We start from the raw sequence: 18,424 nt of genomic DNA on the forward strand, positions 1-18,424 counted from the left end.
AGATGACACCCAGATGACACTCGTGTGCGAATCCGCCCGCCGGATGACAGGCGGACGCCATGGTCCTGCCAGTCATTACTCGGAAGACTTGGCCGCTCACCCGCTGCGACATCTTCCGGCGCCCCGGAGGACCGAGCAGCGCCAAGGGGAGAGGAGATCCGATGGAGAGCGCCGCAACTGCGGTCCAGCCGGAGGAAGACAGCGGCCTGCTGGTCGCCGTCCGTGCCATCCGGGCCGCGCGTTCCCGTGCCGACGTGCCGTCCGACAACACCGGCGGCAAGTCCGACCAGAACGACACCTGAGCAGGTAGCCCACGATGCATAAGACCGCCTCGTGGGCGGTGCGCCTGGGTGGGGACCAGTTCCTCACCCAGGCGCTTCACCGCTCCTACGCCGTGATCCCCGCCAAGGGCGCCGACACCGCTCCCCTTCTGTCCTGGGAGGACCTGAACACCATCCTCGCCACCCACCGCATCGACCCGCCGCGGCTGCGGCTGTCGATGGATGGGCAGACCGTTCCCGTCGGCCGGTACTCGACCCCGGCGACCAACCGGCGCGGGGTGGCCTGGAACCGGCTGCACCCCGCGCAGCTCCACGCTCAGCTCGCCGAGGGCGCCTCGCTCGTGGTGGACGCGATCGATGAGATCCACCCGCCGATCCGCACCGCCGCCGAAGCGTTGGAGCGCTTCATCGGCACGCCCGTGCAGACCAACCTCTACGCTTCATGGACGGAGAAGGAGGGCTTCGGCCGGCACTGGGACGATCACGACGTGGTCGTGGTCCAGCAGTACGGGGCGAAGCGCTGGAGGCTGTGGGAGCCGACCCGACAGGCCCCGACCTTCCGCGACGTGGATTCCCCAGAGGAACCCGAGGGCGAGCCGGTCGCGGACGTCGTCCTCCGCCCGGGCGACGTCCTGTACCTGCCGCGTGGCTGGTGGCACAGCGTCACCGCCGACCAGGGCAGCGAATCGCTGCACCTCACCTTCGGACTCGTCGCCCAGACCGGCGCGACGCTCCTGGGCTGGCTGGTCGACGAACTGCACGAGAGCCCCGCCGTGCGGAAGGACGTGCCGCTCCACGCCGGCGCGGACGAGAAGGCCGGATACCTGGACGGCCTGCGGACTGCGCTGTTCACCGCACTGTCGGACCCTGGCCTGATCGACCGCTGGGCCACGGCCTCCGGCACCACCCACTTCGGCCGACCGGCACCGTCCCTGCCCTTCGTGGACGCCCTCCCTGCGGAGCCGGAGATCAAGGTGCGGATCACTGCCCCTCGCGCCGAACTCACCTGCGACCCCACCGCCGGGACCGTCACCCTGTCCGCAGCCGGAACCGCATGGGACTTCTCCGAGCGGGCGGAGCCCGCCCTCCAGGCTCTGCTCACCGGAGACGCGGTCAGCATCGGGGAACTCGCCGACCTCGCCGGCCTGGAGGCCAAGGACGTGGCCAGCATCCTCACCGTCCTCGTTCAGGGCCAGGCCCTCGCCGTGGTCGGAGTCGGACGGTGAGCCCGGACCTCGGCCTGGGAACCTACCGGGTGCGCGCCGCCGGCGAAGCGGCGCGCACCGCCCTCACGGCCGGGGCGAACTGGATCGACACCGCCCCCAACTACGGCCACGGCCGAGCACACCACGACCTGGCCCCGGCACTCGCCGAGCACCCGACCGCCAGGGTGACGACCAAGACCGGCTTCTACCCGGACGGCCACCACAGCATCGCCCCCGACGACGTCCGCGCCCAGACCGAGCAGTCCCTCGCCGTCCTCGGTCGGGCCGACATCGTCTTCGTCCACAACCCCGAACGGTCCGACCACGACCGGCAGCAACTGCACCACAACCTCCGCGCCGCGTTCGCCGTGCTGGAGGAGGTCGCGCAGGCAGGCCGTATCGGGGGGTACGGCGTCGCCACCTGGGCCGGCTTCACCGACCAGGCGTTCACCGTCGCCGAACTGATCGCACTGGCCCACGAGGCGGGCGGGTCGGCGAACCACCACCTCGCTGGTGTCCAGCTGCCGGTCAGCCTCGTCATGGCCGAGCCCATCGCCCAGGCCCTCGACGGAGCCGGGCCGCTCGTCCACGCGCGCGACGCCGGGATCCTGACGTTCGCCTCCGCACCCCTGCACGGAGGCGAACTGCCGGGTCTGATGACACCCGAACTGGTGAACCTGATCCAGCCGGGATCGACCCCGCACACCGCCGCGTTCCAGCTCATCGGTGCCTGCCCCGCGCTGGACGTTGTCCTCACCTCGACCGGCACCCTCCAGCACTGGGAGGATGCCCGGGACGCTCTCGCCCAGCCGATCCCCGACGCACGACTCAGGACGGTGCTCGATGTCCTTTCAGCCGGATGACGACACCCGGCACGACCTGACGGCAGCGCACCACAAGGCCGCTGGATTCCTCCGCCTGGTGTGCACCGGACCCCAGGTCTTCGGCACCTCCGGAACCACTGTCGGCCGCCGGGCCGAGAACGTCTGGCTCCGGGTCTCCAGGAGCAGCCGCCGCAGGGCGCCCCGGCCGACCGGCCAGGGCGCCCTCGGCGCCGAACAGCTCGTCCCCGACTCCGTCCCGCGCCCCAGGCTCCACGACACCCTCGACTGGACCGAGGACGGGTGGTTCTACCAGGCCGATGTCTTCGACCTGGTAGGTCCCGCGGTCTCCTCGACCCCGGACCTCCACGAAGACCCCGGCCTGGATGACGGCTGGTGGACCGGGCTGCGGAACGCGCTGGCCGCCATTGCGGAAGCGCCGCCCACGAAGATCACTCTGCGCCAGGCGTGGGTCGGAGAGGTCTTCCCGAAGTACCTCGGCATCCCTGCCCCGGCCGACGTCGAGCGGACCACCGGGCACGGTGATCTCCAGTGGGCCAACCTGACCGCCCGGCCCCTCAAGATCCTCGACTGGGAACGCTGGGGGCTGGTGCCGGTCGGATACGACCCCGCTGTCCTATGGGTCAATAGTCTTCTTGTGCCGGCCGTCGCAGACCGCGTCCGGATGGAGTTCTCCAAGGTCCTGGAGACCCCCGCTGGACGGGTTGGCCAACTTATCGCTCTCGCAGAGATGCTCCAAGCGGTCGATCGCGGGCATTACGCGGAGCTTGCACCACGTCTGCTCGGCTGCGCGCGTGAACTGACCGGTGTCGCTCCGCCGCAACCACTCGGATTGTCTTAACAGTCACGGCAAGTGAGTGTTACTCAGATACCGCCGATACCCTGGGTCGCTGGTTGGTCAACTTCAACGACTGTGGTGACTCCGGCGATTTCTCGTGCGCGCCGTCACCGCAGCGCCCAAGGGATAGGTGCGACTATGACGGCCCCGGCAACAACGGCCTCGGACTTCTACTGCAACGAGGCACTGAACGGTCATACGCCGGTGAAGGTGGTGGAGGAGACCGACACGGTGCTCGCGTTCGAGCACACGAGGCCGTCCTACCCCGTACACATCGTGGTCGTCCCGAAGCGGCACATCCCGTCGTTGGTGGATCTCGGCGACGGCACGGAGGAGGACCTCGCGGACGTTCTTCGAGTGGTCCGGAAGGTGGCGGCGACGGTACGCGAGGAGTACGGCGCGGTGTGCGTCGTGACGAACGAGGGCGCGTACCAGGAGTCCAAGCACATGCACTGGCACGTGCTGTTCCGCGGCAGCCTTCCGGAGGGCCTGGCCTGAGACTCGGGCTGCTCAGCGGGCGTGCCGGCCGCGCGGGCGGGCGAGAGCGATCGTCCTGGCTGCGATGTCCCGCGCCGTGCGGCGGACGGCCTCGGGGTCGGGGCGGCGGCGGGCGCCGCCGAGTGCGGGCAGCAGCTGCTCGCAGGCGCGCAGGAGGGGCGTTCCGTCGCCCATCTCCTCGTCGTCGACGACGACGCAGGTGGCGCGCCCCGCGTACGCCTTCGCATTGTCGAGCTGGTCGCCGCGGCTGACTGAGGCCGGCAGCGGGACGAGCACGGCCGGCTTGGACAGGGCCCCCAGCTCGGCGAGGGTCGTTGCGCCCGCGCGGCCGATGACGAGGTCGGCGAGCGAGAGGGCGTCGACCATGTCGCCGTGCAGGTACTCCAGCTGCCAGTAGCCCGGCACGGAGGCTAGCGTGTGGTCGAGGTTGCCGCGCCCGCAGATGTGGACGACGGAGAAGTGCGCCGTCAGCGCTCCAAGTTGGCGGCGCACGGCCTCGTTGACGCGCCGGGAGCCGCTGCTACCGCAGAAGACGAGCAGGACCGGCGGTCCGGCCGGGACGCCGAGCCGGACGCGGAGGTCTTCAGGCCGACCATCGGCGAGGTCGTCGCGTAGTGGAAGTCCCGTGACCACCGCCTTGCGCTGGAGCCACCTGGGCAGACCGGGGGTGTCCTCGGCGAGGAAGACCGTGGTGGCGAAGCGGGCGAGGATCCGGTTGGCCAGACCGAGGGTGTGGTCGGACTCGTGGATGGCGAGGGGGATGCCGTTCAGCCACGCGGCGACCCCCACTGGCACCGACACGTAGCTGCCCTTGCTGAAGACGACGTCGGGCCGCTCGCGCCGCATCGCCCGTGAGGCGGCGAACACTCCGCGGGCGACGGTCACCGGCATGGTGACGTTGCTCCAGGACCGGAACCGCTGCAGCCCTGCGGAGGGGACGGCCGCGAGCCGGATCCCGGCCTTCGCGGCAAGGTCCGCTTCGATGCTGTCGGCGCGGCCGAAATAGACCAGCTCGCATTCGGCGCGCCGCAGTTCGGCGGCCACCGCGAGAGCGGGAACAACATGGCCGGCGCTCGCGCCCCCGGTAATTCCAATCTTCAGCGTCACGCGGTGAATCGTAACAGGGTTCGCGGGAAATTCCATCCGGCCGGGGAATCCAGGCTTCTGTAATGCTGGCCGGATTTCCAGCCCGGAGCCGGAGCGGCGCGTTGGGAAGCTCGGCCTTCGACCCAAGGGGTTCGCGGCCCCATTGGGGCAAGCGTTGATGGTGCGGGGGGAGTGGTCGGGCTGGCTGGGTTCGAACCAGCTCCTCGGCAACACTTATGCCGTGCTCTTTCCGTTGAGCTCCAGCCCGTGGTGAAAGAAAGCTATCGCATCGGCGCGCAGCGGGTCAATATCGGATTTCGCGGCCGGAGAATTGAATTTGGGCGTGACAATTCCGGCATCGGGCCTTTCCTCGTCCGATGCCGGAATGGCTGTGGGTGGCCGTCAGGTCAGCTGTTGGTCCTCCGCAGGGTGTGGAGGTTGTCGACGGAGAGGGGGCTGTTGCGCCCGGTCCATCGGTCCACCGTCTCCAGCTCGCCCTCGGCGTGCCGGGGGGAGAGCACGAGGGTGGTGGGAACGCCGAGCGCCTGGGCGTACCGGAACTTCTCCCCGGCCGGCAGGGGGCGGTCGTCGACGAGGAGCCGCAGCCCGAGACGGTGAAGCTGCCGGACGGTGTGGTCGGCGCGCTCCTGCTGCTCAGCCAGGTCGGAGCGCAGGACGACCAGGTGGACGTCGGCAGGGCCGGTGCCGTGCTTCCAGCGCAGGCCCTCGGCGTCGCGGTGGACGCCGGCCAGGGTCTGGATGCAGCGGGTGAGGCCGATGCCGGAGCAGCCCATGAGGGGGGTGTGGGGGGTGCCGTCGTGGCCGGTGAAGGTCAGGCCCATCTTGGCGGAGTACTGGGTGCCGAGTTCGAAGACGTGGGCGACCTCGACGGCTTCGGTGGCGCGGTAGCGGCCGGAGGGGCAGCGTCCGCAGTCGAGGCCGTCGGTGGCGGTGTGGACGTCGGCGGGGTGGAGGTCGAGCGGGGGCAGGCCGGTGGCCCCGGACCACGATGCGCCGGGGCGCAGGTCGTGGGGGCCGTCGGCGATGGTGAAGCGGTCGAGGCCGCTGACGGAGCGGTCGTGGACGACGGCGATCCTGGTGCAGTCCCACGGGGTGAGGGTGCCTGCGTTCTTGCCGAGCAGGCTGGGAAGCTCCTCGGGGTCGAGGAGTTCGATGTGCTGGCTGGGGCCGAGGGCGGCGGCGAGCTTGCGGGTGCTGATGGTGAGGTCGGAGCGGATGCAGACTGCGGTGGGCCTGGTGGTGCCGTCCGGGCCGGTGACGGCGAAGACGATCACGTTGACGACGGGTTCGCCGGAAGTGGTGGTCCCGGGGAACTTGGCGCTGAGGATGGTGCCGTCGCCGCGGTGGCCGCAGTGGTCGCAGGCGAGGATGCTGCTCTGGCCGAAGTCGGCGAGGACGAGGTGCTCGGTGGTCGGGCCGGCGGAGATGGCCCCGCCGTCAGCGGGAGCCTGGAAGACGCCGTGCAGGCCGATGCCGGTGAGGGCGTCGTTGCAGGCCCGGTTGAGCAGGCTGATCGACTCCAGCATGCCCGCCCGGTCGGCGTCGAAGGTGTAGGCGTCGGCCATGGTGAACTCGCGTCCGCGCATGAGGCCGCCGCGGGGCGAGGTCTCGTCCCGGAACTTCGTGGTGTTGAGGGCCAGGCGCACCGGCAGGTCGCGGTGGGAGCGAAGGTGGGGCCGGACGGTGGCGACGGCCATCTCCTCGGAGGTCGGCGCGAGGCACATCTCCGTCCCGCCGACGCGGGTGGTGATCAGCGCGCCCTCGTCGGTGTAGACCTTCCACCGGCCGGACTCCTCCCACAGGGTCCGGCTCTGCAGGGTGGGCAGGGAGACGCTGTTGAAGCCGTGGTGCTCGAAGGCGTCTCGGGTGATCCGGTCGAGTTGGTCGCGTACGCGCAGGCCGAGCGGGAGCAGGGTGTGCACGCCGGCGGCGTCCGTGCGGCCGACGAGGCCCAGGTGTTCGAGCAGCTCCCACGTCGGGGCGGTGGGGTCGGTGGCGCGGGGGCGGGGCGCGGGGAACAACCGGGAGGTGTAAATGGGGGCCGGGGCAGCGGCGGTGCTCATGCAGCAGCTCCGATCGCATCGCGGGTGACGGTGGTGAGCCGTTGGGCGCTGTGGGCAATGTCGTAGCAGGAGGCGTTGGCAAGGCCCGCCGTGCTCAGGCCGGTGCGCAGCGAGTGGTCGGCAGCGAGCTTGTCGATCGCCTCTGCGAGCTGGGCGGCGTCGCCGGGGGCGTAAGGCAGGCCGGCGGCGCCGAGGGTCTGGTTCATGCCGGCGACGTCGGAGTAGACGACGGGCAGTGCGTGGGCCTGGGCCTCAACGGCGATCAGGCCAAAGGCTTCCAGACCGGAGGTGGTGAAGAGGAAGGCGTCGAAGTCCGCGAAGCGCTCCCACAGCGCATGGCGGGGCTGGAACGGCGCGAAGCGGATGCGGTCGCTCAGGCCGAGTGTCCGGCTGAGCTGCTGGAGGGCGTCCCGCTCGGGGCCGCTGCCGATGATGGTGAGTTCATGCCGGTCGCTGGTGAGCGCCATCGCCTCGATGGCAGTGCGGGTGCACTTGTTGGCGTCCAGGCGGCCGGCGTGCAGCAGCCGGAGCGTGTGGGTGTGGGTGGGACGCAGGGGCCGGGCGGCGCGGGCGAGCGGGATGCCCCAGGGGACGAGGACCGTCTTGTCGCTGTAGCGGTGGCCGGTCAGCTCGCCGATCCTCGCGGCGAGGGCCGTGTTCGGGGCGACGACGGTGGTCGCGCCCGCGACGATCTCGGTGAGGACGTCGCGGGCGAGCGGGTCGGCGTCGGCGGCGATGACGTCGGTGCCGTGCGCGATGGCCACGACCGGAATGCTCTGGGCGGCGCGGACGAAGGCGAGGGCGAGACCGAAGCCAAGGTGCTGGGCGTGGATGGCGTCCGGGCGGGCCTGGTCCAGGTGGCGGCGGACCTCGGTGGTCAGGGCGCCGACGTAGGCGTCGAAACCGGGGCCGTAGGGCGCCTTGGCGGCGGTGGCGAGCACGGTCTCCTCGAAGCCGTGCCGCCAGGTGGGGTCGGCGGGCGGTAGCGCGAGGAACGTGGTCCGGGCGTGGTCGGCCATCTCTCCGTAGAGGTCGGAGCAGAAGATCATGGAGCCGCAGGAGGGCTCCAGCGGCAGGTCGATGCCGGTGGCGATCTGCATCCTGTTCATGCGGGCCGTCCTTCCTGTTGGAGGGAGTCGAGGTAGGTGGCGAGGCCGGACCGCAGTAGGGCGGAGGTCCCGGCCCAGCCGATCGCGCTGGCCGCGTCGAGGACGGACAGGTTCGGCGTGAACCCCTGCTGCGGCCACGCCTGCTGGTAGGCCGGGTGACGGGGCAGGTACTCGTTCCAGGTGACAGCGACGCCGTCGGCGGAGAGGTCAGCGGGGTCCAGGTAGCCGCGGGTGCCGGAGCCCGCCCACAGCTCGTCGGCACCGGCCGCGCGGCAGATTCGGACGATCCGCCCGGTGCGGTCCTCCGTTGGCTCGATCGGGAGCCGGGAGGTGAGGGTCAGTTCGGCGGGCGCGCCGAGAGCGGTGGCCAGGCCGGTGGTCAGTTCGAGGTTGAGGTCGAGCAGCCACCGGTACCCCGCGGTGAGCGGCGGGCCGAGGACCTGCAGCACCTCGTCGAGGTGACTGCTGCGGCCGTAGGCCAGCCGCATCCGGCGGAGCATGCCCTGCGGGTCGAAGGTGTCGGCGATCCGCACGTCTTTGATCAGCTGGCCATGGCTCTTGACCACCGGGACGGTCAGCCACTTGACGCCGTCGGGCGTCTTGACCCGGTTGCGGTTCTGGAAGCCGCCGTCCTCGAACTGCACGTTGTCGTACAGGGCAACGGTCCGGCACGCGAACAGGGCCTCACAGAATCCGAGCCACGGCGCGAACGGCGGCTGCTCGATGTAGAGCCGGTGCTTCACCGGGCCTCCTTGCGGGTGAGCAGGGTGATGAGGGAGGTCTCGAACGCCTCGAAGCGGTGACCGTCGGCCGCGCGGGCCGGGGCGAGGGTCCAGCCAGCGTCGGCGGCGCGGTGGCGGGTGTACTCTCCGCCGAGGTACCAGCGGCCGGCCTGGCTCTGGTGCTCCGAGAGGGCCTTGACCTTGTCGGGGAGCAGGTCGGTGATGTCGACCAGCACGGTGGGGTGGAAGTCGCCTCGGGGGGCGTGGGGTTGGCCGTGCAGGATCGTGGAGCAGGTGCCGACGCGGGTCGCGGCGTTGACGGCGGCCTGGGCGACGGCGAGGTGGTCCTGGTGGTCGGGACCGGCGTGCAGGCTGTGGGTGATCAGGACGGTGCAGCCTAGGCGCACGAGTTCCGCCTCGATGCCGGAGACCAACTGGCGGTCAGGCACCAGGGCGCCGTCGGTGAAGCCCAGGAGCAGCAGGTCGATGCCGCTGCCGTCGTAGGAGGCCGCGGATTCGGCAGCCCTTTCCCGGTCGGTGAGGCTGACGCCTCGTTCACGGTCGGCGAGGGAGACGCCGTTGACCCCGGTGGTGACGACAACGACCGTGACCGCCGCACCGTGTTCCTGGTAGCGGCGCAGGGTGCCGTAGCACATCAACTCGGCGTCGTCGGGGTGCGCGACCACCGCGACAACGTGCTCACGCGGCGGCGCCACGGGCGTCCTCCTCCTCGAAGTCGCGCCAGATCTGCGACGGCTCCGGCAGAGTGCTGCCCTGGTACTTGCCGCGGTACAGCTCCCGGCGGCCAGTGGGCACCCAGAACGTCACCTGGCCGATGCGCTGGCCGGGGTAGACCCGGACCGGCTGCACGGCGTGGAACTGCAGCGTCAGGCGGCCGAGCGACCCGAGGTCGATCAGGTCGGCGGTGCAGTGGACGAACAGGCCGGTGCGGGCGGTGGAGGAGCGGGCCCGGATGATCGGCACGAAGTGCTCGGATCCGATCGTCTCGGCGGTGGAGGCGAGGTAGATCCGGCCGGGCCGCAGGACCATGCCCTCCTCGGGGATGGTGGAGCGCACGAACCGGTTGGGGCGGCGGCAGTCGAGGGTGCGGCCTCCCCACCAGCGCCGCCGGTACCAGCCAATGTCCGAACTGAGGTGGAAATCGTAGGAGTTGGGGCTCAGGAGAGCGGTGTCGAAGGGGCTGATGGTGATCCGCCCCTCCTCGACCTCGCCCGCGATCTGGGGGCCGGTGAGGATCACGCGGCGCTCACCTCCGGGAGGAGGCCGACGGCACCGCCGCCGGCCAAGGCGTGGGGAGCGAACGGGGAGGGGTCGCTGAGGGTGCCGTAGTACCCGGCGTACGGCATCGGCTCGCCGACGACGTCCCAGAAGGACACCTGGCCGATGACCATGCCCGCGTACACCCTGAGCGGTTGGGTGACGACGATCTCCAGCGTCCACTGGTGGACCGCGCCGAGCTGGGCGAGGTCGGCGCTGATCTGGGTGAACAGCCCGAGGCGGCCGACGGAGGAGCGGCCGATCAGGCTGGTGACGTAGTGATCGGAGCCGATCCGTTCGACGGTGGAGCCGAGGTAGACCCGGCCGGGCCGCAGCCGGTAGCCGCGGGCCGGGATCGTGATGGTCCGGGTCGGCGGGCTGGTGCGGGGGTCGACGGGGGTGCGGGTGAACACCTTGAGGGTGTCTCCGAGCCGGTAGCCGTGGCTGTTGGGGTTCGTGTGCTGCGGCAGGAACGGGTCGATGGTGATGTGGCCGGCCTTCACCGCTTCGGCGATGGCGGGGCCAGTGAGGATCACCGGGTGCCGCCCTGCACGTAGGTCTGCCGCAGCAGTCGGCGCTGGCCGGGCTGGATCGCTTCCTGGCCTTCGCCGAGTGGCATCCGGCCGTGGGCCCAGCGCAGTTGATCGAAGACCAGCAGCTGCCCGGGGAGGAGCCGGATCTCGACGCGGTGGCGCAGCGCGGCGTCGGCGAGCGCGCCGAACGCGGTCGCCGCCTGCTGCCGTGCGGTGTCGGTGCCGTCGACGAGCTCACCGCTCAGCAGGTGCGGGTGCATCTTGCTGGTGAACCGGATCGGCAGACCGGGCTCCAGCTGCTCGGGCAGGACCGCGAAGCGCTCCAGTCCCCGGCCGACGCCGTGCACGCCCTCGTCGGTCCAGTAGGAGAACACCGGCTGCTGGAGCAGCGACTTCTCGGCGTCGCCGAGTTCGGCGGCGGCGACCCACAGGTCGGACAGGGCCGAGGCCCCGCCGCCGGCCGGGTCGTCGCGCTCGCAGTACAGCGCGATGTAGCGCGGGATGAGGTCGCGGTCGACGAGGTCGACGTGCAGCCGGTTCTCCCCGGTGCCGTGGGTGCGGCCCGGGTCGGCCTCGGTGCGGACCATGAGGCTGCTCCAGCAGCCGTCGGACGGGTAGACGGCCAGGACGGGACCGAGCGCGGACAGCAGGCTCAGCGCGAGTTCCTGGTTCAGGCGGTGGTCGGCGGTGTCGAAGTCGACCAGGACGCGACCGTCGCCCTCGCCGGTGATGTGCTCGGCGAAGCTGTGCGGTGCGACGGGGCCGTCGAGGAACACGGATGCGGGCAGCGACTGCATGGTCATGACCCCTCCTTGACGTGGTCGGTGAGCAGGCCGCGCAGGGTGCGCGGCGGGTCGAGCGGGCTGGCCGGCAGGCCGAGACGGTCGGCCAGGTACGCCGTCGTGGCGACGGCGCCCTGGTCGGGGGTGGCCCCGGCGGTGACAGGGGTCTCGCCCAGACTCTCGGCCAGGGCGGCGATCTGCCCGGCCGTCTGCGGGCCGTCGAGGACGACCAGCTCGGTGTCGAAGGGCGCGGCGGCCACCAGCGCCTGCTGGTCGACCTGCCGGGGCAGCCCGGTGCGCAGGGTGGCGAGGTTGAGCACGAAGGCGTCGGCCCCGGCCGCGCTCCGGCCCCGATCGGCCAGCAGCTCGGCGAGTCGGCGCCGGTCGTCCAGCGGGACGGCAAGGTGTCCGATCGCCGCGCTTCCCCAGGCCCGGAACGCGCCGACGGCTTCCCGCACGTAGCCCGGGACCGACCCGCGCGCGACCTTACGGCCGCCGGTGTAGTCGACGGTGAACGAGGGCCCTGCCGGGCCGAGGTCGATCCGGAGCAGGCCGGCACCGCACTCGGGCGGTTTGGCCACGTACCGCGGCGGGAGCGCCCAGTGGCCCATCGGGCTGTGGCAGTGCCCGGCGACCATGATGTCCAGCGGGCCGTCGGCGAGTTGAAGCGCCACGTCGCTCTCGAAGCCGGTGTGGCTCAGCCCCAGCACCACCTCGGCACCCGCCTCCAGCAGCCGGTCCCGCTCGGCGGCCAGCAGGGCGGCGGTCGGCTCCTCGAACTCGAACCCGGCGCGCTCGGCGGACGGCACCGCCCCGAACGCCTGGGCCCCGAGCACGCCCACGACACCGATGCACCGACCAGCCGCCTCCAGCAGCAGGCCCCGCTCCCACCGCCCGGCGAAGGTCGGCGGCGGTGTCAGGTTCACGCACACCACCGGGGGGAACCGGTCGGGATCGTGCAGCCGCATCAGGTCGGCCAGGTCGTGGTTGCCGGGCACCACTGCGTCGTAGAGGTCGGCCAGCAGCCGCTCCTCCGTGCGCCCCCGGGAGTATTCATGGAAGGCGCTCCCGCCGAAGAAGTCGCCGACGTCCACGACCAGCGCGCCTTGCTCGCGCAGCGCCTGGACGGCAGCGAGCATCCCCGTGCCGTTCGGCACCGCAGAGTGGAAGCAGCCCGTCGCCGCCACCGTCATGGTGTTAGCGGCCAAGTCCCTGTCCACGTTCAGCACCTCGTGATCGACACGACGCGCAGCGGCACGGCGGCCTCGGGCCAGAAGGCGCTTCGCGAGATCCCGTCGACCTCCTCCAGCCGCAGGCCCGCGCCGAACCAGGCCCCGGCTGCGGTGTGATCGGCCGTGACGGCGGGGAGCACCGCCAGGCCCCGCGCCACGTTGGCGGTGGATGCGAACACGTGGGCGGTGATCCCGAAGGCCAGCGTCCAGTCGAACGGGAGGATCGACAGGAACACCGTGCCGACGTGCAGCTCGCCGTCGAGGTCGACCTCGCGGACGTCGGCCAGCAGGGGCCGGGCCCGGTCGCCGTACGGTCCGAGGGCCGCGCACAGTGCCTCGGCCATCCGCGGGTCCTTCTCCACTGCCCAGATCCGGTGCCCGGCCTTGGCCACCGTGGAGGACAGCGTGCCCAGGCCCGCACCGACCTCCAGCACCGCGTCGTCGGCGCGCAGGCCCGCCAGCTCCAGCAGGCGCTCCGCGACTGCCGGGAAACGCAGGAAGTGTTGGCCGAGGTCGGCCCGGGTCCGGAAGTCGCTGTCCCGCAGGTCCGCGACGACCGCGCTCTCCGGCACCTGCTGCGTGGCCGTCGAGGGTGCCGCCGCGGTCTCCGGGCTGCGCGTCCTGACAGAGGTTGCCATGGTTTCCCTTCCACAAGATGTGGGCCGGACCGTCCTCGGAGGTCCTGCTCGCCGACAGCGGGTCCGCGACCGTGGGTGCTCGGCAGCTGAGCAGGCCGGAGTCGCAGCGGCGCCGGGTCGGGCTTCTGATGTGCCAACTACGCTAGGAATCACCGGAGTCGGAGAACACTCACCGGCAGTACGGGTTCGTGTTCCTCCGCGCCGGCGGTGCCGCGCGGATGCACAACGACACACCCTTTGACCGCGGTCGGGCAGGGGCGAAGGCCGCGATCGTCGAGAACTTCGCGTGGCCGGTGTGAAAAGCCGCGAATTCACGCACGCAGCTGCCCGATTGACGTACCGTCGCCGGGTGATGACGCTCGGAGACTCCCAGCTAGGGGCCGAGACGGCACCTTCCGGCGACCGCCCCGGAGCGGTTCTGGTGCAGGCCCTCGGATACGCCAACTGGTCGCCACGCGATCTGGTGCGCGAGATCAACGGACGGCTCGCGGGCCTCGGCGAACGACGACTCGACCTGACCGTCGCCCACGCCTGGAGCCGCGGCTCGGTACCCCGCTCTGAGACGGTCCGCCGCCTGGCCGCCGCGGTGCTGACGGAGAGGACCGGCCGGACCTACACCCAGACCATGCTCTGGGGTACTCCCGAGCCGGGCGCCCGTAGGGACGAGCAGACCGTCACGGACGACCTGGTCGGGCGTCGCTCGCTGGCCGCTGTGCTGGTCACCGCCACCGCCTGGAACGCGACCGACCCCGCGTCCCAGGCCACGGTTCGACCGTCCGGTGACCTGTTCACCGCGGTCTGGGACGCCGACCGCCAGCAGCACCACAGCATCAGCCGGGAGAGCGGCACCGACCACGTCCTGCCGCCGATGATGACGCTGCTGGAATCCCACCTCGCCGACCTGCGCCGCCTCGACGACGCCACGGGAGGGGGCGCCATCTCCCAGCGGTACGTGCGCGTCGCCCTCGACGGCGTGCTGTCGCTCCTGCAGAACAGCCGCTACACGCCGGACATCGGCACCCGGCTGCTGCGAACGGCCGGGGGGCTCGCTCAGCTCGCCGGGTGGATGGCTTTCGACGCGGACCTTTCGGCCTCGGGCCAGCGCTACCAGCTGGTCGCCATCCGACTCGCCCGTGCCAGCGCCGACCACGACACCGTCGCCAACATTCTCGGCATGCTCGCCTACCAGCACGCGGCGGCCGGCAACCCCACTGCGGCGATCCGCTTCGCCGAGGCCGCCGTCGAGACAGCGGCCAGGAGTCTGCCCACCGTCCGGGCTCGCGCCCTCGGACGGCTCGCCACCGCCCACGCCGCCGCCGGCGACATCGACGCCTTCCGATCAGCCACCGACCGCTGCCTCGCGTTCCTCGAGCACCGCCGCGACGACGACCCCCCTGCGCTCTACTACTTCACCGCTGACCAGGTCGCCGCCGAGAACGGTCAGGGCCTGGTGGACCTGGCCGCAGCCAACCCCGGTGCCAGGGGCCGCCGACTGCTAGAGGAGGCGTACAGCCTCCTGTCACCGATCACCGCGCACGGGCCCACCACCGGGTACACCCGTTCCGCCCTCCTGCACGGCGTCCACCTCGCCCGCGCCCACCTCCTCGCCCACGACGGCGAGGCCACCCTCGCCACCCTCGGGGGACTGACCGCCCACCTGCCCGAAGTCCAGTCCGTGCGCTGCCGCAACCTGCTGCTCGGGATCCGCCGGCACGCAGGTACCCGGATCAAGTCGGCGAGCGGCAAGGATGCGCTGACCCGAGTGGACAGGGCACTATCGGGCATATGACGCCGACTGGTCTTGCCCGCCCCGTTGCCGCCGTGCTCTCCGCCGTCCCGTACGACCACCCGGAGGCCCGCCGCCTCACCTCCGCTCTCCACGCGGAGCAGTCCGCCATGTACGGCTTCGCCGACGACCCAGCGGCCACCGAGCCGGTGCTCTTCGCGCCGCCGAACGGTCTCTTCCTCATCGCCCGCCCGGACGGTCAAGACGAGGCGCTCGCCTGCGGCGGCTGGCACTTGGTGGCTCCGGCCACGGTCGAGATCAAGCGCATGTACGTTGCCCCGCCCGCCCGCGGGCTCGCACTCGGCAGCCGGATCCTGCGCGCCTTGGAACATCAGGCGTACGAGCACGGCGCACGGCGCGCCATCCTGGAGACCGGCAGCCGCAACCTGGCCGCGCTCGCCCTGTACGAGCACCTCGGCTACCAGTCGATCCCCTCGTACGCCCCCGGCCGCGACCCGCTGGTGAACCGCGCCATGGCCAAGCAGCTCACGGCGGCGTAGGCACTGCCCCGCCCCGTCAGGCCGGTGCGGACTGCCAGTCGGTGGGGTCGAGGTCGAGAGCCGCGTCGGCGATCTGCTGGGCGGAGGCGGTGAGGAGGGCTGCGCGGCAGCGGTCGATCTTGCCCTGCACCGCGGGGACACCGGCCGCCCGGTACTCGACCGCTCGCAGCACGCAGTCGAGCTTGTCGGCGTCCTTGGCGCAACGGGCCTCGGGGGTGACGCCATCCTCGAACTCGGCGATCACGTCGGTGAAGAGAGCCTGGATGGACGGTGGGGCCGCCGCGGTCTGGTCGGTTGTGACCTTGCGGGGGTCGGCGGCGGTAACGTACCGGCGGGTGAGCGGGGTGAGGTCGCCGGTACGGGCCTCGGGGACGTCGTGGAGGGTTGCCAGCAGGCTGGTGCGGGCCGGGTCGGCGCCCTCCAGGGCGGCGAGGGTGGCGGCGATCACGGCGGTGCGGTGGCTGTGTTCGGCGACGGTCTCGCTGGCGGACAGCGGGATGCCGTCCTGCCGCCAGCCGGTTCGGGGCAGAGCTCGAAGGGAGCCGGCCTCGAAGAGGAGACGGGCAACGCCCGCTGCCTGGTCACCGTCGAGCTGCACCACAGGGTCCTCCTGATTGCATGTCACCCTTCGTTCCGACCGTAGCGCAGGCGGTCCAGGTCGCGTCGGGACGTCGGGGAGATGAGACTCCCGTCGAGGAGCTCGGCCGTGAACGTGCCGAACGCCTGAGCGGCGTCCGGTGCTGCGTGCGGCAGCCACGGGTGCAGGGCCAGCAGGGTGCTGATCGAGTGGACGTACAGGTCGACGGTGCCGGGCGCGAGATGGAACGAGGAGACGAGGGCGCGGAAGAGACGGATCGGATCCCAGGACGCCGGGTCCGGATGGTGCATGAAGCTGTCGTCGGTCTGGTCGGCAGGCATCGCGCCCAGCCACAGTGCCCAGTAGGACAGATTCGCTAGTTCGCCCCGCTCGTCCTCCAGGAGCGCGGTGGAGATGAAGTGCCGCAGCTGGTCCGGATCGCCCTGGCGCGCTGCGACGGTGGCGACGGTGCGGGCCTCGATCGAGCGGGTGCTGTAGCCGCGCTGGCCCAGAGCGGGTCGCATGCCGCGCAGAGCCTGCTCCGACCAGGCGGCGGCATCGGCGGCGGTGTCGTAGCTGGCGAGGTACAGAGTCTGACGGTGCAGCAGGCCGCCATGCCCGTTTACGGTTGCGTGCTCGGCGGTGGTGCGGAGGTTGGCGAAGAAGCGGGCGCGCTCGGGTGCGGGCAGCAGCGGGCCGGGGCGGGCCGGGCCTCGCCGGGGCCGGGAGGCGCGGTCGGCCAGCGCCGGCGGCGGGGTGCCGCTAAGCGCCCAGGCGACAAGGAGAGCGGAGTCGCGGGGCTGGACCCACCCGGCCAGCGGATGGCGGCCGGTCTCGGCCGGCGGGTCGAGGACGGCGGCCAGGACGCGGTCGGCGTCCAGAGCCGAGCCGCTGTGCGCGAGCAGCAGCGGGTCGGCCCCCAGCAGGGCCAGGCGTCGGCGCAGATCCAGGTAATCGCCGGCGCGGGTGTGAGTCAGCGGGCGACGACCGGATTCCCAGCCCTGCACGGTGCCGACATCGACGCCCAGATCCTCCGCCAGCCCTTCCTGGGTGCGCGGGATGCTCTCGCGGGCCAGCCGCAGCAAGTAGCCGGAGACCAGACCGGCCGACGGCGCTTTCGCGGACACGGGCCCCCTCCTTCGCGCGCTCATTCACGGCTTTCACGCCGACGCCACGGAGTTCACGAAGCTCGCGGCGTCCACCTCTGCCCGCCGGCGGACAGAGGGTGTGTCGTTGTGCAACCGAGCGGTCCCGGCCTCGTCGGAGGGTGTGGCAACCCGTACCGCCGGTGAGTGTTTCCCACCACGCCTGATTCCTAGCGTAGTTGGCACATCAGAGGCCCGGCTGGGCAACGCGGCAAAAGCCGACGGACCTGCCTGCCGCGCAGCCGCGGCTCCACACCAACTCCGCTGCAAGAGAAGGGGATGGAACTCGATGAAAGTTTTGGTCACCGGCGGAGCCGGATTCATCGGCTCGCACTTCGTGGACCGCCTGCTGCGCAGGGACGACGTGGAGCACGTGACGGTGCTCGACGCGCTCACCTACGCGGGCAACCTCGCGAACCTGGAGCCCGCCCGGGGCTCGGGCCGCTGCGAGTTCGTGCACGGCAACGTCCTCGACGCCCACCTGGCCAGCGGACTCGTCGCCCAGCACGACGCCGTGGTCCACTTCGCGGCCGAGTCGCACGTCGATCGCTCGCTGCTGGACTCCGGCCGGTTCATCGCCACCAACGTGGCCGGTACCCACACGCTGCTGGAGGCCGCACGTCGGGCCGGGGTGTCCCGGTTCGTTCACGTCTCCACCGACGAGGTGTACGGGTCGATCGAGAGCGGGGCCGCAACGGAGGAGTGGCCGCTCGCGCCGAGCATCCCCTACGCCGCCTCCAAGGCCGCCGGTGACCTGGTGGCCCGCTCCTACTTCGAGACGTACGGAGTGCCGGTGTGCATCACCCGCTCGTCCAACAACTACGGGCCCCGCCAGTACCCGGAGAAGGTGATCCCGCGGTTCGTCAGCAGCCTGCTGCGGGGCAGGGCGGCGACCGTGCACGGCGATGGCGGGCACGTGCGCAACTGGCTGCACGTTGAGGACAACTGCGCCGGCATCGAGCTCGTTCTGGACCAGGGCACACCGGGCGAGGTCTACAACATCGGCGGCGGTCACGACCTCACCACCAGCCAGCTCGCCACCCTGCTGCTCGGCATCCTCGGCGCCGACCGCTCGATGCTGCAGCACGTGCCGGACCGCACCGCCAACGACCGCAGGTACGCGATGGACTGGTCGAAGATCGCAAACCTCGGTTACCGGCCGACCCGCGACCTCGAGCCCGGCCTGGCGGCCACCGTCGCCTGGTACCGGGCGAACCCGGGCTTCTGGCAGCACACCGCCCCCCTCGCCGACGCCCTCGCCCCGGCGTGAGCGCCATACCTCCACCGG

Annotated in this window: 20 protein-coding genes and 1 tRNA gene; 8 read left to right on the plus strand and 13 right to left on the minus strand. The window is 71.5% G+C overall.

The features are described 5' to 3' along the window. Positions 1–161: 161 nt before the first annotated feature. The 5 genes from ACWD4U_RS07290 to ACWD4U_RS07310 all read left to right on the plus strand — a co-directional run bounded on the left by ACWD4U_RS07290 (position 162) and on the right by ACWD4U_RS07310 (position 3,664). Positions 162–302: a hypothetical protein gene (locus ACWD4U_RS07290; RefSeq protein ID WP_363459957.1), complete on the plus strand. Its 141-nt coding sequence runs from the start codon at positions 162–164 to the stop codon at positions 300–302. 14 nt (positions 303–316) lie between these two features. Further along, positions 317–1,507 carry a cupin domain-containing protein gene (locus ACWD4U_RS07295; protein ID WP_363459958.1) on the plus strand — a complete coding sequence of 397 codons (1,191 nt, stop codon included), beginning with the start codon at positions 317–319 and terminating at the stop codon, positions 1,505–1,507. Further along, positions 1,504–2,349 carry an aldo/keto reductase gene (locus tag ACWD4U_RS07300; RefSeq protein ID WP_363459959.1) on the plus strand — a complete coding sequence of 282 codons (846 nt, stop codon included), beginning with the start codon at positions 1,504–1,506 and terminating at the stop codon, positions 2,347–2,349. Before ACWD4U_RS07295 ends, ACWD4U_RS07300 begins: the two co-directional genes overlap by 4 nt. After that, positions 2,330–3,169: a hypothetical protein gene (locus ACWD4U_RS07305; RefSeq protein ID WP_363459960.1), complete on the plus strand. Its 840-nt coding sequence runs from the start codon at positions 2,330–2,332 to the stop codon at positions 3,167–3,169. Before ACWD4U_RS07300 ends, ACWD4U_RS07305 begins: the two co-directional genes overlap by 20 nt. A 135-nt stretch (positions 3,170–3,304) precedes the next feature. Then, positions 3,305–3,664, plus strand: coding sequence for an HIT family protein (locus ACWD4U_RS07310; RefSeq protein WP_363459961.1), 360 nt, complete (start codon positions 3,305–3,307; stop codon positions 3,662–3,664). Between the two features lie 12 nt (positions 3,665–3,676). On the opposite strand, the gene ACWD4U_RS07315 is transcribed toward ACWD4U_RS07310, so the two are convergent. The 11 genes from ACWD4U_RS07315 to ACWD4U_RS07365 form a co-directional block, all read right to left on the minus strand. Beyond that, entirely contained in the window at positions 3,677–4,771 is a 1,095-nt protein-coding gene (locus ACWD4U_RS07315; protein WP_363459962.1) for a UDP-N-acetylglucosamine--N-acetylmuramyl-(pentapeptide) pyrophosphoryl-undecaprenol N-acetylglucosamine transferase, read from the minus strand. A gap of 172 nt (positions 4,772–4,943) precedes the next feature. After that, positions 4,944–5,018: transfer RNA gene (locus ACWD4U_RS07320), tRNA-Thr, on the minus strand. Positions 5,019–5,157: 139 nt separating this feature from the next. Next, entirely contained in the window at positions 5,158–6,834 is a 1,677-nt protein-coding gene (locus tag ACWD4U_RS07325; RefSeq protein WP_363459963.1) for a proline--tRNA ligase, read from the minus strand. Then, positions 6,831–7,943 carry a glycosyltransferase family 4 protein gene (locus ACWD4U_RS07330; protein WP_363459964.1) on the minus strand — a complete coding sequence of 371 codons (1,113 nt, stop codon included), beginning with the start codon at positions 7,941–7,943 and terminating at the stop codon, positions 6,831–6,833. Before ACWD4U_RS07330 ends, ACWD4U_RS07325 begins: the two co-directional genes overlap by 4 nt. After that, positions 7,940–8,686, minus strand: coding sequence for a WbqC family protein (locus ACWD4U_RS07335; protein WP_363459965.1), 747 nt, complete (start codon positions 8,684–8,686; stop codon positions 7,940–7,942). The genes ACWD4U_RS07330 and ACWD4U_RS07335 overlap by 4 nt, the downstream gene beginning before the upstream one ends. Beyond that, positions 8,683–9,381: a PIG-L deacetylase family protein gene (locus ACWD4U_RS07340; protein WP_363459966.1), complete on the minus strand. Its 699-nt coding sequence runs from the start codon at positions 9,379–9,381 to the stop codon at positions 8,683–8,685. The genes ACWD4U_RS07335 and ACWD4U_RS07340 overlap by 4 nt, the downstream gene beginning before the upstream one ends. Next, the gene (locus ACWD4U_RS07345) at positions 9,365–9,925 is read right to left on the minus strand and encodes a dCTP deaminase (protein WP_363459967.1); all 561 of its coding nucleotides are present in this window, start codon (positions 9,923–9,925) and stop codon (positions 9,365–9,367) included. The genes ACWD4U_RS07340 and ACWD4U_RS07345 overlap by 17 nt, the downstream gene beginning before the upstream one ends. After that, complete coding sequence (locus ACWD4U_RS07350; RefSeq protein WP_363459968.1) at positions 9,922–10,479, minus strand: dCTP deaminase; 558 nt, start codon at positions 10,477–10,479, stop codon at positions 9,922–9,924. The genes ACWD4U_RS07345 and ACWD4U_RS07350 overlap by 4 nt, the downstream gene beginning before the upstream one ends. Further along, on the minus strand, positions 10,476–11,279 hold the full coding sequence (locus ACWD4U_RS07355; RefSeq protein ID WP_363459969.1) for a TauD/TfdA family dioxygenase: 804 nt from the start codon (positions 11,277–11,279) through the stop codon (positions 10,476–10,478). The genes ACWD4U_RS07350 and ACWD4U_RS07355 overlap by 4 nt, the downstream gene beginning before the upstream one ends. Further along, a complete protein-coding gene (locus ACWD4U_RS07360) occupies positions 11,276–12,478 on the minus strand; it encodes a metallophosphoesterase (RefSeq protein WP_363459970.1) in 1,203 nt (400 codons plus the stop codon). Before ACWD4U_RS07360 ends, ACWD4U_RS07355 begins: the two co-directional genes overlap by 4 nt. A 2-nt stretch (positions 12,479–12,480) precedes the next feature. After that, positions 12,481–13,128: an rRNA adenine N-6-methyltransferase family protein gene (locus ACWD4U_RS07365; protein WP_363459971.1), complete on the minus strand. Its 648-nt coding sequence runs from the start codon at positions 13,126–13,128 to the stop codon at positions 12,481–12,483. A gap of 421 nt (positions 13,129–13,549) precedes the next feature. Between ACWD4U_RS07365 and ACWD4U_RS07370 the strand changes: the two genes are divergently transcribed. Next, positions 13,550–14,917, plus strand: coding sequence for a hypothetical protein (locus ACWD4U_RS07370; RefSeq protein ID WP_363459972.1), 1,368 nt, complete (start codon positions 13,550–13,552; stop codon positions 14,915–14,917). Continuing rightward, on the plus strand, positions 14,914–15,414 hold the full coding sequence (locus ACWD4U_RS07375) for a GNAT family N-acetyltransferase (RefSeq protein WP_363459973.1): 501 nt from the start codon (positions 14,914–14,916) through the stop codon (positions 15,412–15,414). Before ACWD4U_RS07370 ends, ACWD4U_RS07375 begins: the two co-directional genes overlap by 4 nt. Positions 15,415–15,430: 16 nt before the next feature. Here ACWD4U_RS07375 and ACWD4U_RS07380 read toward each other — a convergent pair whose 3' ends face one another. Further along, a complete protein-coding gene (locus ACWD4U_RS07380) occupies positions 15,431–16,012 on the minus strand; it encodes an HD domain-containing protein (protein ID WP_363459974.1) in 582 nt (193 codons plus the stop codon). Between the two features lie 23 nt (positions 16,013–16,035). Continuing rightward, positions 16,036–17,118: an XRE family transcriptional regulator gene (locus tag ACWD4U_RS07385; RefSeq protein WP_363459975.1), complete on the minus strand. Its 1,083-nt coding sequence runs from the start codon at positions 17,116–17,118 to the stop codon at positions 16,036–16,038. Between the two features lie 307 nt (positions 17,119–17,425). On the opposite strand from ACWD4U_RS07385, the gene rfbB reads away from it, so the two are divergent. Beyond that, positions 17,426–18,406, plus strand: a complete 981-nt coding sequence (rfbB, locus tag ACWD4U_RS07390) for a dTDP-glucose 4,6-dehydratase (RefSeq protein WP_363459976.1) — start codon at positions 17,426–17,428, stop codon at positions 18,404–18,406. Positions 18,407–18,424 lie beyond the last annotated feature (18 nt).

Source organism: Kitasatospora sp. NPDC002522, from assembly GCF_053595195.1.